The organism is Streptomyces sp. NPDC058307 (genome assembly GCF_042880295.1).
Lineage (GTDB): Bacteria > Actinomycetota > Actinomycetes > Streptomycetales > Streptomycetaceae > Streptomyces.
In genome coordinates this window covers 16,557-29,368 of sequence record NZ_JBHVYZ010000022.1, presented here as the reverse complement: position 1 = coordinate 29,368, position 12,812 = coordinate 16,557, and the positions used below count along the sequence as shown (strand labels likewise).

Genomic DNA, 12,812 nt, shown 5'->3' with positions numbered 1-12,812 from the left:
ACCGGGCACGTCGGAGGGAGGGCCGGTCAGGTCCTGAGCCGCTCGGAAGGCTTCCGTCGCGGGTACGTGCGCGACGGTAGCCTCCCGAGCAACAACCCCTCCGTCAGTCCGCAGTCGGCAGGGCCACCAGCGTGTACGGCGTCTCCCCGTAGACGACGGAAGAGTTCGGCTCGAACACGGACAGGCAGTCCTCGTCCCAGCAGGGCCGGGCCGATATTGACGTGCCGGGAGAAGACGGCGTCACCTTGGTCACCGTGCCGGATCAGGACGACGGGAGAGGTCGAGATGACCTCGCGGCCCTCGATCTCGCCGAAGCCGTCCTTGGAGACCTTGTGGCGATACGTCCAGCGGGCCTTGACCGGGGGAACGGACGTCCTTATAGGGTCAAGTGATCAACAGCTCCCCCGTAATGGTCATGACGGCTGCCAGGTCAACGACTTCGAAGACCCCGACTGGGTCCTGCCGCCCCCGCCCACCGGCGACTACGACGCGGCGGAACCGGATCCGGCGGCCCGCAGCTCCCGGAGCGCGTCCGGTCGTAGCTGTACGGCGTACAGACCCTCGGGGTCCCCGACGAGGAGCAGCCCTCCTGGTGTGAGCGCGAGCGCGGTGCACGGCCGCAGCAGGGGCAGGACGCGCACGGTCCCGGAAAGCACGTGCCACAGGTGCAGTTCACCGTCGCTCCAGGCCACGGCGAGCACCGGACCGGCCGGGGTGTCGGCCGCGGCGAGGGCGGTGACCAGATGGCGGCGCTGCTGCACCGGGACAGGCATCGGCTCGGCGGAGGACGCCTCCCACAGCCGCACCGAGCCGTCCGACCCGGCGCTGAAGGTGAGGGTCAGCCCCTCGGCGGTGTCGACGCAGGTGGCGGCGGTGACCGGATGCTCGTGCACCTGGCAGGCGCGCGGGGTGTCCTGATACTCGCGCAGGGACCACAGGTGAACCGTGCCGCCCTGGTCGCCGACGACGGCGTACGGCCCCTGCGAGCCACCGTTGCCGAGCGCGCTGACCTCCGACTCCTCGCCGGCGAGGGCAGCCGCGCCATGGTGCCCGGCGATGTGCCCGAGCACGAACGCCACCGTCGGCTCGTCCTCGGGCACGAGCGGCAGCAGCGCACCGGACCGGTCGAGCAGCAGTACCGAGTGGGCGTCGCGCGGGGCGACGGAGTCCGGTCGTACGAAGGACGGCGGGAAACCGGCATCCCCACGGACCGCACCGACGACGGCCCCGGCCGGCGCACCGCCGTCCACTTCGTACGACCGCGGCCGCCCCATGGCATCGGTCGCCAGCACCCGTCGCTCCTCGCCCGGCACCAGGGCGAGCGCGCTCACCGCGAGTTCGTGCCGGGCCCACACCGCGGTCCACCAGTGACGCTCGGCGAGAGGCTGAAGGTACCCGGCCAGGGCGGGGTCCGTGTCCACGGCGGCGGTGTGCAGGAGGGCGGCCCGTTCGGCGCTGCCGGTGTGATACGCCGTCAGTTCGGCTGCGGCGCGCCTCCACACCTCGCGCAGCCGCCCGGGCACGGGGACGCGCTCGTCGGCGAGGAGGGCGGTGAGCGCGGCGGCCGAGCCGTGGACCAGGAAGCCGGGGTCGGTCAACAGCTCGCGTACGGCGGCCCCTTGGTCGTCGGCGCGCAGTGCCACGTCGAGGATGTAGCGGCGGACCGGGTCGGGCGCCCGGGACCAGTCCGGACGGCCACCAGAGGTGTGCGGGACCGCCGCGAGGAGCTCCGGGTACGGGGCCTCACCGCCCGGGGTGTCCACGGTGCCCTCGCCCAGGTCGATGACCTCCGCGCCGTCCGCGCTCAGCAGCTCGCGGTCGCCGACCTCGACGGCCGCACGCACATGGGACAGGGACAGCAGCGGCTCCAGCACCTCGGCGACCAGGGTTTCCGGTGCGGCCGCCGGCAGATCCGCGGAGCCCGCCCCGGCCCGGTGCAGATCGGGTACGAGGAGCAGGACCGGTCGCTCGTCCCGGCTGACCCGGTCCAGCAGCCTTGCCGGGCCGAGCGGGCCGTAGCCGAGCTGGCGCCCCATGGCCCAGGCGAAGGACTCGGCCGTCAGTCCCTCGGCCAGGACGGTGGCGTGGACCGTCGTCGCCGGGTGGTCGGCCGACCCGACCAGGAACCAGGCCAGCAGACGGCTCTTTCCGCTGCCCTCGGCACCCCGCACCAGGCACAGCCGGGGTTCCGTCCCGCTGCCGTCGGCCGCCCATGCGAGCAACCGCCGCGCGGCGGGCCGCTCACGGTCGTCCAACGGCGGCCAGGAGGCGAGGTCCGGTGTGGTGGTCTCGGCGGTCATGGCGTAGGGCTCCCCCTCATCAGTCGTTCTCCGGCGCCCTACGACGGCTGCTGGTCGGCGGCCTCGCGCAGCAGCCGGATACCCTCGGCACGCGACTCGGCCGTCTCGCCGTAGGGGAAGTTGTGTGTCAGACGGGCGTCGGGGAAGACCTGTCCGAGCCACAGCGAGCAGTAGTGGCCCGGCATGAAGCAGGCCTCCAACTCGGTGTGGATCCGCAGTACCTGCTCCGGCTCGACCCCCGCGGCCCGTAGCCGGGACCAGAGCTGTTCCTCCGGGTGGACGCCTATTCCGCCGGCCTGCGTGACGATCTGCTTCTCACCCTGTCCGTCGACGATCTCGAACGCGGTGAACCACTCTGCGCTCGCGGTGTCCCGGATGTCGTCGAGGACGAGCGGCCACCAGTTCTCGCGCCCCTCGAAGGCCCGCGGATCCCGGGTCCTCAGCCGCTGCTCCAGCTGCGCGAACACGGCCGCGGCCTCCTGCGGCTCCTCCGTGCGGTACATCTCGCCCAGGGCCCGGTCCAGCACCACGAGCGACTCGGCGAACGCCTCGGGGCTGGAGTTCACGAACCTCGACTCCTCGGCCCAGTCGAGGAGTACGGCCCGTACGACCCCCTCCGCATCGGCGCAGATCTCGAAGCCGCGGTCCGAGCCGAGCCGCGCCCACTCCCTGCAGGACTCCTCCACGACCCGTCGGCCCACGGCCTCCGCGTACTCCCGCAGGCCCACCGCGTCGTCGGGGGCGGTGACGAAGTAGGGCCCGACCTGGACGGGGACCGCGACCTCCGCGAGCCGGCGCACGCTCGCGGGTGTGTCGCGGGCGTCACCGGCTGCGTCCTGCCGGAAGTGCCGGACGTCGTGGTGGGGGACAGTCATGGATGGCTCCGCCTATCGCGCTTCGGGGAATTCGACGTACTCCAGGATGTCGTGCCAGCGCGACCGGGCCCCCGCCAGGGCCTGCGGGTCGATCTCCCGCATCCGCTCGCCCAGCCGACGGGCCGCTCCCGCGGGGTCGAGGGTTTCCTGTTCCGACGCGAAGTCGTAGTGCGGGCGTTCCCTCTCCAGGAGATGGAGAAAGTGCGCGAAGGAGGAGAGGTCCTTGTTCAGCGGACAGATGTCGGACCCGTCCCCCGGCAGCAACTGGACGACCCCGGTGACACCGTCCAGGGCGATGTCGTCGTAGGGGACCGTGCCGAGCAGGAGCCAGTTCTCGGCGCCCTCGGGCAGGTCGGTCCACCGCTCGCGGAGGTCGTCGTAGCAGGCGCCGAGCGCTCTGGCCTCCTCCGGCGTGCCGTTCACGAGGTCGAACCAGGGGTTGGGGCGGGACGGAAGGCCGACATCGCGCAGGAAACGCGCACTCGGCCCGTGCCGGACGGTCGCCACCACGGCCTCGGGAAACGTGACGAGTTCGTCCGGGCCGAACTCCGTCTCCAGGGTCTCCCGATCGATGGGGGGTGTCATTTCGTGACCTGTCTGTCTCGTGCCTCGCGCAGGGGGCCTCGCGCAGGGTTCCTCGCCACCGGGCTCGGACCAGGGCCTGTTGCAGGTTCTAGCCCACGGACTCGTACACGTTCGACAGCACGACATCCCACGCGGGCATCCGCGGGGCGTCCTCGTCCTCCCAGTCGAACTCCTCCGACCAGGCGGGCTCCACGCCCTCGAACGGAAGCGGATCGGCCCGGATCATCCGCTCCCGCAGCGACACCGCGACGCCCTCCGAATCGGGGATCTCCTCCGACACGGTGAAGTCGTAGTTGGGGCGCTCCAGTTCAAGCAGATAGGTGAAGTAGACGAAGGAGTCGAGACTCTGGTTGAGCGGGTACGTACCGGGCTCGCCGTCCGGCAGGCAGTACACCGTCCCGGACACGGGGTCCAGGACCACGACGTCGTAGAAGATCTCTCCTATGACGAGCCAGTTCTCCCAGCCTTCCGGCATGTCCTTGTAGTCGGAGAAGTGGCGCAGCTCCGCGCACCGACGAAACCGGTTGGGGGTCTCTCCTTCGAAGAGCGCACCGTCGATCACGAAGAAGGAACTGCGGTCGTCCGGAAGGCCGACGCCGGTCAGGATCGAGCGGGCCGACTCGTGGAGTTCCGCGGGTAGCTTTTCCTCCTCGAGCGTCAGAAGCCGCTCCGGGGGGAGGACCGACTCCATCATCGCGCGGTCGACAAGCTGGGGCATGTTCTGTCCTGTCGGTTATTTCACCATCACTGCTGCCGGGCTGGGCATTTTATCGGGAGCCATCAGCCCGGGTCAATTCCTACTTCTTTTTCGGATTGATACCGTTGAGGTATCGCTCCATTTCTTCGTTCCCCGACTTTTTCGAATCCGCAGTTTCACCGTATTCCACGGTGTGCGAGACCTTCACGCCGTCCGGCAGATGCTCGGATATCCAGGCGCTGCAGTCTTTGGCGCCCGGGCCCGTCGTACATGGCTCACGCTCGGTATAGAGCTCGGTCATTCCCTTCTCCGTTCCGTTGTTGAGGAACGGGATACCGACCTGACGTTCCGAATGGGAGGCAGGCCACTTACTGCGCCCGACGAGGATGAACTCCTCCTTCGCACCCGGCTCGCCGTACCTCGCCGCGGCGTAGTTCCGGCTCGAGAACTTTCCTTTTCTCGTCTGGCCGTAATCCTTGTTCGCATCACGTGCCATCCGCGTGGCCTGCGACAGATCGGTGCTTCCGAAGGCGACCTGTTCCGACGGCTTCCGCTTCCGATCCGGTGCGTCGGGCAGTCGGTAGTCGCCCGCCACCCGCCGTCCGACGTTGTCGCCCTGGAGGTTCAGCGGGGTGAGACGAGCCCGGTCCTCGTCGGTCAGGTCCCGGTGCCCCGAGGACGTGAGGCGGGTGACCTTCCCCATGTCGTCCACGTGGTAGACGTGCTTCTTGCTGATGCCCTGGAGCTCGGTCGCGACCTGGTCGTCGTTGTCCCGGTGGCGCTTGGCCATCTGCTTCAGGCCGCCGGTCATGTTCTCGTCGAGGTGCGAGGCGGACCGCTTGACGCCCTTCTCGATGCCCTCGATGACCTGGTCCAGCATGGCGTTGGCGGCGTCGGCGATCGCGTCCTTGCCCTTGGTGCGGCCGTGCGTGGACTTCGCGCGCGACAGCTTGCCGCCCGCTCCGTCGCGGATCTTGCCGCCCGCGCCCTTGAGTTGCGTGCCGGCCCGGTCGTAGGACTCCAGGTCCATGCTGAACTGACCGCCGCCACCGCCGCCGCCCGAACTGCCGGAGCCGCCTCCGCCGTCCGCGCCGGCCAGCTGCATCGACCCGCCGGAGCTCCCGCCCGCGCTCGCCAGCTGCATCCCGCCCGACTTCGCGGCGTTGACGCCCTCGCCGAAGCCCTCCCGGCCCGACCTCGCGGTCTGACCGAGGTCGACACCGTGCTGGGTGCCGAGCGCGTTGCCGCCGATCTGGACCACCAGGTCTCCGGCCATGTTGCCGAGCGCCTGGTAGACCGGGCCCATCGCGACGTCCATCACGCGCGAGACGACCTCTTCGCAGACCTCTTCGAAGATGCGCTTGACCGCGATCCGGGTGGCCTGTGTCCCCGCGATGCCGCCGAGCGTCGACAGACCCAGGGTGACGGGGGCCGCGGCGATCGCCGCCACGATCTCGGCCGCCAGGATGCCCAGTTGCACGATGGCCGCCAGCTTGGCGCCCTCGATCAGTACGGCCACCCCGTCCAGCGCGGTCGCCGCCATCCGGCCCGCCTCGGCGAGGTTGGTCAGGTGCGTGCCCTTGACGAGGTCCCAGTGCTTCTCCAGCGCCTGGATCGCCAGGCCCTCGTTGGTCCCGATCAGATCGGCGATCGCCGCATGGGCGTCGGCGGCCCCGTCGTCGATGTCGTCGGCGAACTCCCGCATGGCCTGGGCCATGTCGCGGTAGTCGTCCTCGTCGACATTGGGCCAGCTGATACCTATCAGGTCCAGGGCCGCATCCAGCTCGCTCGGCAGGACAACACCCACAAGGGCCCCCGTTCGAAAGTTACTTCGAAGAACCTAACTTTGAACGAATCATGGAAACAAGCTGACCCTGACTCACATGACCGGATCTGGAGCCCAGTTGGCGCAGACCTTCCTTCCGGACGTGTGGCCTCCGGGGCCCACGGAAATCCGTCGCGGCTGGAGGGGCTCCGCGACGAGGAGTGCCTGTGGGAGCCGGTGCCCGGCTGCTGGTCGATCCGACGCCGGAGCGAGGCGGTGACCCCGAGGGCGTACGGACCCGGCGAGTGGCTGCTCGACCAGGGTGCCCCGGGCATCCCGGCGGGGGAGTACGCCGAGGTCGCCCGGCAGGCCGCCGACGGCATGAGCGTCGCCAAGATCGCCGAGGACTGGAGCGTGAGCGTCGAACGGGTCGAGGAGGTCCTCGCCCACACCGGCCCGGTGGATCCCGACGTCACCCCGGTCACGACCATCGCGTGGCGGCTCGGCCACCTGCACTCCTGTTTCGCGGGCGAGTGGGAGTGGACCTTCGGCGAACGCCGTACGGATCCCAGGCAGTTGGTCGATTTCACGCCCTCCGCCGCTCTTGCCCTCGACCGGTTCTGGTCACTGCTCGACCGCTGGCGTGAGGAGGTCGGCAAGGTGACGGAGGAGCAACTCGACACGGTCGGCTTCTCGCAGTACGCCTACGGCTCCGCCCCCGACGACCCGTTCATCGCCGTGCTGTGGGGGTCCAACCTGGAACTCATCCACCACATGGCGGAGATCGCGCTGCTCCGCGACTTGTGGCGGGCTCGGTCGCCCGCCTGAGTACCGCCCCGCCGCCTCCGGTAGACGAGGTCGACGTCCTCCACGGAGCAACTTTTCGGGGGAGGTCCTGTGAACGCACGGTGGACGAGTCGTCGTCGAACCGGCCGACCCGGACCGCCCCGCGACACGGTCGACCGACCTTTGAGATTCTGGCGCTCGTCATCGTCAACGGCATCGACAGTTGGGCGGCCATGAACCACAGCAGTCAGGAATGGTCCTCGCGGGGGCAGCAGCCGGGGCCACCGCAGGTGCCTGGACAGTACGGCCAGGCCCCCGCCCCGGCGTCGTATCCGAGCCCCGAGTCCCAGGCCAGGATCGAGATCGACAGCAAGCAGCTGCGCGAGTACGCCCGGATCAAGCCGGGGGAACAGACTGTCACCGTGCGCTCGGCGGGCGAGGAGACCAAAGGCAACCCGCTCGCGTACGTCCAGGTGCCTCAGGACGCGCCGAACGGCGGGCGTCGGGCGAGGCCGCCGTTCACCATGAGCGGCCTGAACGCCGAGCTGCTCTGCTCGGTCCGGCCCAGCGGCCCGGGTGCGTACGAGGTGTACGCCGGGGACGGCGCACCGATCGGCCGGATCACGCGTCAGGACGGACGGGCGCTGCCGTGGCCGCGCCGCCCGCGCTGGACCGTGCAGGCGGTGACCGGCACCGAGCCTCTCATCGCGAAGCGCGGAACCGCAGCGGGCTGGGCGCTGTTCACCGTCTTCTCCCTGGTCTACCTCGTCATCTGGGCGCTCGGGGCGCTCCAGGGGCTGGTGCCGCTGTTGTTCGGCGACAAGGACGAGGCGAAGAAGGAGTCTGCCTGGGACCTCGGCCTTCCGAGCCGCGCGCTGTGGCGTGCCGCTGGCGATTCCGAGGTCGTTGTCGACTATCGGGGCGGCGGCATCTTCCACATCGCGTCGTCGCGGCTGGACCCCCGGCTGGCGTACGCACAGTCGGTGCTGCACGTGTGGGACGGCGTCTGAGCCGTGGTCCTCACATGTTGGCGACCGCGAACATCCTCAGGTGCCCTCAAGGTTGCCCCTCCGATAATCTGAGCGCCGTTGACTGGATCACGACCACGGGGAGACACGGGGATGGCTGACTTCCAGATCGATGTCGATCGGATGAAGACCCTGATCAACCGGCTGGACCAAGTGGACGACCGCATGCGCGGCGCCCAGGAGCGGCTGAACAAGGTCGGTCCCAAGGGTCTGGGCACGGACGGTCTCGACAACGCCTGCGACGGCTTCCAGGACGACTGGGGCGACGGCATCAAGCGGATCGCCGACGGGGCCAAGCAGCTGCACGAGGGCCTGCAGAAGACGCTCGAGGCGTACCGGACGACCGACGAGGATTTGCAGAAGGGCTTCAGTCAGAAGTAGCCCAGCCCGCACCACCCCTCCGACACACCACACGCACACGTATACGCACACAACGGGGAGAAGACGATGGGGATGTTCGACGATCCCAGCTGGCCCGGCCTGACGTTCAACCCAGCCAAGGGCGATCTGCATACGATCGAGTCACTGGCCTACGACGTGAAGACGGTTGGCGACGAACTCGACGAGATGCGCGAGATGCTCGTCAACATCGGCAAGACGGACGGGATCTGGGACGGCGAGGCCGCCAAGAACTTCCAGGACAAGGTCGGCGAACTGCCCAAGTACCTCCAGCAGGGCCACGACTCGATGAACGCCTGCTCCAGGGCGCTCAAGGGCTGGCACGACGAACTCGAGACCATGCAGCGCCAGGCCAGGAACCTGGAGGAGCGCGCGGTCGAGGCCCGCAAGCGGCTCGACCAGAAGAACGACGACGTCGAACGTGTCAACGTCAAGATCGAGGGCGCGCAGTTCCAGCAGCTCACCGAGCAGCAGGCCAAGGCCCTCTCGGAGGAGGCCGACTCCGCCACGCGCGCGGCTCAGGACGCCGCGACCGACCTCAAGCTCCTCATCCAGAACGCCGAGGCGCTGCGCAAGTACTGGGAAGAACAGGCCGCGAAGGCCGAGAAGGCCATTCGCGAGGCCGCCAAGAACCGGCCGCCGGACATCAGCATCTGGGACAAGATCACGGGTGGCCTGAAGGGTGCTTGGGACGGCTTCAAGAATTTCCTGATCGACAACGCGGACTTGTTCTCCACCATCTCCAGCGCGCTGGCCGCAGCCGCGATCGTCGTCAACGTCATTCCGGTCGGTGGGCAGGTCGCTTCCGCAATCCTGGGCGCGGGCGCCATCGCCTTCTCCGGCGCTGCCATGGCCGGCCACTGGATGGGCGGCGCCTCGCCCTTCAAGATCGGCATGGACGCGTTCGGCATGCTCCCCGGCCTCGGTGCGGCCAAGGGCCTGTTCACCGGCGTCAAGGCGGGAGCAAAGGGCGCCAGGCTCGCTGCCGGCCTCACCCAAGGTGGCAAGGGTCTGATGCAGGGCATCAAGAACGGTGTCATGTCGACGCAGATCAACAAGCAGATTCTGGGCAGGCTCGGCAAGGCACTGCCCGAGTCCGAGGTCTGGAAGATCTCGCTCCCCACGAAGGCAGGCAGCGCGCTTCTCGGCACCGGCAAGCTCATCTTCGGTGGGGACGACGGCGGCAGCCGGCCTTCGGTCTCGACCCACCCGACTCCGGCGAACCCGAGCCGGCCCGCTCCGGTCCGGACAATGCCGTACCCCGCAACGGGGGACAAGTTCCTCCAGACCCTGGCGGCCTGAGCGAGATGACAGAAGTCACCACCGTCACGGCTGACCCTGAGGGCCGGCGCCACGACCTCCACGTCGGCTGGATCATGCCGCCGTTCTTCCACGAGCTTCCCGTGGACGCGGAGAATGTCGACGAGGCCGGCGACCGGCTCGGCGAACTGGTCACGACGATCCTCGCGCAGGGCAGCGAGGACGACCAGATCACGATGTTCGCCCTCTATCTCCAGATCACCGTCCAGCTCGCGGAAGCCGGCGCCGAGTACGCCGGTTTCTGTCTCATGGACATGGACGGACGCCGCAGCACCGCCACCGTCGCGGTCTACCGGATGCCGCTGGAGAACATGACGGCCGACGAGGCGCTGTCGGAGGCCTACTCCGCGCTCCGGCGTGCCTATCCCGAAGACGACGTTCAGATCAGCGCCCTGCCCGTGGGCAAGGGGGACAGCCAAGCCGTGGTGAGGATCGGCGGCGCGCCGTTCACGATCACCGCGGAGGCGTCCCCCACGGGTGAGCCGCTGGAAGTGCCGCGCGGACAGATACAGGTCTACATCCCGTTGCCCAACGACGCCGACATGCTGGTGTTCGAGCTCTCCACGCCCTCCATGGAGGACTGGGACCTCTACTCCGAGCTCTTCGCGACGATCGTTCGGACGCTGGACTGGGCCACCGAGGAGGAGGCCGAGATGGCCGCCGCCCTCTCCCAGGCCCAGCCGGTCCCGGACGTGGCTCCCGACCCGGCCGTGGTCCAAGAGCTCTACGCCCACTCCAGCCGGGTCCTGGACGCTCTCGGCGTGCGTGGCCGGATGGACGAGGGCAACGCGGTGTCCGCGGTCACGTGTGTCGACTGCTGGTCCAAGGGGCTGAGGTCGGTGTGCACGGCACGACACCACTGGCAGATCGACGGTGTCGCAGACGCGGAGCTCGCGGCCGCCGTCGGACGGCTCGAAGAGACCTTCCAGGGGCAGGGCTGGCTCAAGTCGTCCGGCACACCGGGCCAGAGCGTGTCCCTGGCCGCGGACGGCGACTCGGGGCACCGCGTCACCGTCACGTTGATCTCCGGCCGTCAACGGCTCGTCATCGAGGTGATCGCTCCCTGCACACGTATCGTGCGGGGGCCGGTCGACTTCGCCTTCGGATAGGGGCCGGCCCGAGGAGGCGGCCGCATCATGGACAACAACCCCAGTGATCTCCTGCCGGTCGGCGCACAGGCACTGTCCGCGGACCCGCGACTCGCCGATGCCGTACGGCAGTTCGGCATCACATACGGCTACGACTACTTCGACGACGGGGCGGTCAGAAAGACCCTCGCCGAACATGAGGCCGCCCTGCGACGGCTCGGACGCGGAGGACTGGTCTGGGCCGGATCCCTGGCCACTGCGGTCGGAATCGTCTGGCTGGTATGGGCCGTGGCCGGCAAGCCGGACAACATGGCGGTGGCGGCGGCACCCCCGGCGGCTCTCCTCGTCCTGGCGCTCGCCGCCTTCGTCCAGGTCAACCTCCAAGGCAGACGCAAGCTCCGGCACCCCTTCCTGGAGGGATACCGTCACGTCCTCGCGGCGGCGCGTGCACATGACGCCCCCGTGACCTTCGTGCCCGCCTGGCTCACCGGCCGAGGCGGCGCGGCACTGGACGTGGCCCCGCTGCCGTCGCACCCCACACCGGCCGGGGCACCGGCCACCGCCGTACGAGCCACCCCGGTGGCCCCGCCGCCCAAGCCGGCCGCGGTCGAGGAGTACGAGCGGATCGCCGACCACGGAGGCTGGCACGACGAGGCGGGCTGGATCCTCGTCGTCGCCGGAGCCGTCGGCGTGGGCTACGCCGTGGTCAAGGATCTACCCGCGGCGTACGCGGCCGTACTGCTCATCCCCCTCGGTATCTGGGCCTGGCTGGCCGGACACCGTCTCGGCCGACGCCAGAGGGAACTGTCCGGCGAGGCCCTCCGTTACCTTGAGGAGCTGACCAGGGTTCAGGCCGCGGGAGCGCCCGTGCACGAGCTCTCGCCACCCCTGCGCAAGCTCCTGGACACACGGCTCTGAAAGGCAGCACGCATACGGCGGTGACGGCACCCTCCCCGGGCGCCGTCACCGCCGTACACGCAATCGCTCAACCCCTCAACCGACCCGCGCCCCCGCTGCCGCGGCCCGCTCCCGCGCCTCGGGGCTGAAGCCGGTCACCGGAAAGAAATGGCGATGACGACTGTATTTGGCGTGCACGCGCAGGCCCTCCAGGGAAACACGGGCCTCAACCTCCAGAGTGTCATCAAGGTGCGCGGCGGAACCTCCGTCCACGTCGCACGAGGATCCGCGGGCGAGGACGCGCCGGACCGACCCGGCACGGACTTCGCTCTCTACGAGGACCCGGCAGGTCACAAGCCCCTGTGCGCCGTGGCCCCGACCGGCTCGGAGGGCGTCCTGACCGTGACGGCGCCCGACGGAGCGGTCCTCGGCGTGCTCCGTCCGCCCACCCGACAGGGCGGCGGACGGACCCGGTACGAGATGGAACTCCCGGACGGCACCCGCCTGGTCGGTCGCCGCGGAACCGTCGGGGCATGGCTGCTGTACGTCGTCCTCTCCCCGCTCGCCCTGCTCTACAACGCGGCGAGTCTCGTCGGCGGATACGGCATCGACTGGCACCTGCCCACCCGCACGGCCTGGCGCCCCGCGGGTGGCTTCGGCCCCGCGCCCCTGAAGTTCTACGGCATCACCGACAAGTACAAACTCCGCACACCCGGCCCGGACGCCCGCCTGGCCTACGCCCAGGCGGTAGTGCACTTCTGGTCCGCCTGACCGACGCAGCCCGGTGCCCGCCCGCCGGGCAGACCGGCCGCAGAACAGCCGAAGGGATACGGCGGTGGCGGCAACCGCTCAGGGCACCGCCACCGCCGTATCCCGCACTGTTCAGAGGTTCCTCAACCGACCCGTGCCCCCGCCTCCATGGCCCGCTCCCGCGCCTCGGGGCTGACGCCGCGTCTGCGGGCCGACATCCGGTCGTCCACCGCCGTACGCTGTGCCACTCCGAACAGCCGGCGCGGGCCCGGTACGGCGACGACGCCCAGGAAGCGCGGGTCGCCCGCGAACCAGACCTCGC

General features: G+C 69.6%; 13 protein-coding genes. 7 read left to right on the top strand and 6 right to left on the bottom strand.

What is annotated here, in order from left to right; all coding sequences use genetic code 11:
* Positions 1-103: 103 nt before the first annotated feature.
* The 6 genes from ACFVYN_RS17960 to ACFVYN_RS17935 form a co-directional block, all read right to left on the bottom strand.
* Positions 104-244 (bottom strand): hypothetical protein, encoded by a 141-nt coding sequence (locus ACFVYN_RS17960; protein WP_389999186.1) that lies wholly within the window; start codon positions 242-244, stop codon positions 104-106.
* 238 nt (positions 245-482) lie between these two features.
* Positions 483-2,300, bottom strand: a complete 1,818-nt coding sequence (locus tag ACFVYN_RS17955) for a hypothetical protein (RefSeq protein ID WP_389999184.1) — start codon at positions 2,298-2,300, stop codon at positions 483-485.
* Positions 2,301-2,338: 38 nt separating this feature from the next.
* Positions 2,339-3,175, bottom strand: coding sequence for a nucleic acid/nucleotide deaminase domain-containing protein (locus ACFVYN_RS17950; RefSeq protein WP_389999181.1), 837 nt, complete (start codon positions 3,173-3,175; stop codon positions 2,339-2,341).
* A gap of 12 nt (positions 3,176-3,187) precedes the next feature.
* The gene (locus ACFVYN_RS17945; protein ID WP_389999178.1) at positions 3,188-3,760 is read right to left on the bottom strand and encodes an SUKH-4 family immunity protein; all 573 of its coding nucleotides are present in this window, start codon (positions 3,758-3,760) and stop codon (positions 3,188-3,190) included.
* An 88-nt stretch (positions 3,761-3,848) separates the two neighbouring features.
* Positions 3,849-4,478: an SUKH-4 family immunity protein gene (locus tag ACFVYN_RS17940; protein WP_389999175.1), complete on the bottom strand. Its 630-nt coding sequence runs from the start codon at positions 4,476-4,478 to the stop codon at positions 3,849-3,851.
* A gap of 79 nt (positions 4,479-4,557) precedes the next feature.
* Entirely contained in the window at positions 4,558-6,264 is a 1,707-nt protein-coding gene (locus ACFVYN_RS17935) for a nucleic acid/nucleotide deaminase domain-containing protein (RefSeq protein ID WP_389999172.1), read from the bottom strand.
* 123 nt (positions 6,265-6,387) lie between these two features.
* On the opposite strand from ACFVYN_RS17935, the gene ACFVYN_RS17930 reads away from it, so the two are divergent.
* From ACFVYN_RS17930 to ACFVYN_RS17900, 7 genes are all read left to right on the top strand, one after another.
* On the top strand, positions 6,388-7,050 hold the full coding sequence (locus ACFVYN_RS17930) for a DinB family protein (RefSeq protein WP_389999169.1): 663 nt from the start codon (positions 6,388-6,390) through the stop codon (positions 7,048-7,050).
* 191 nt (positions 7,051-7,241) lie between these two features.
* Positions 7,242-8,018: a hypothetical protein gene (locus ACFVYN_RS17925; RefSeq protein WP_389999166.1), complete on the top strand. Its 777-nt coding sequence runs from the start codon at positions 7,242-7,244 to the stop codon at positions 8,016-8,018.
* A gap of 111 nt (positions 8,019-8,129) precedes the next feature.
* Positions 8,130-8,417, top strand: coding sequence for a hypothetical protein (locus ACFVYN_RS17920; RefSeq protein WP_389999163.1), 288 nt, complete (start codon positions 8,130-8,132; stop codon positions 8,415-8,417).
* A gap of 66 nt (positions 8,418-8,483) precedes the next feature.
* Entirely contained in the window at positions 8,484-9,737 is a 1,254-nt protein-coding gene (locus tag ACFVYN_RS17915; protein WP_389999160.1) for a putative T7SS-secreted protein, read from the top strand.
* 5 nt (positions 9,738-9,742) lie between these two features.
* Positions 9,743-10,864 carry a hypothetical protein gene (locus tag ACFVYN_RS17910; RefSeq protein WP_389999157.1) on the top strand — a complete coding sequence of 374 codons (1,122 nt, stop codon included), beginning with the start codon at positions 9,743-9,745 and terminating at the stop codon, positions 10,862-10,864.
* A 27-nt stretch (positions 10,865-10,891) separates the two neighbouring features.
* Positions 10,892-11,761 (top strand): hypothetical protein, encoded by an 870-nt coding sequence (locus tag ACFVYN_RS17905; protein WP_389999155.1) that lies wholly within the window; start codon positions 10,892-10,894, stop codon positions 11,759-11,761.
* Positions 11,762-11,914: 153 nt separating this feature from the next.
* Positions 11,915-12,511, top strand: coding sequence for a hypothetical protein (locus ACFVYN_RS17900; protein WP_389999153.1), 597 nt, complete (start codon positions 11,915-11,917; stop codon positions 12,509-12,511).
* Positions 12,512-12,812: the final 301 nt, after the last annotated feature.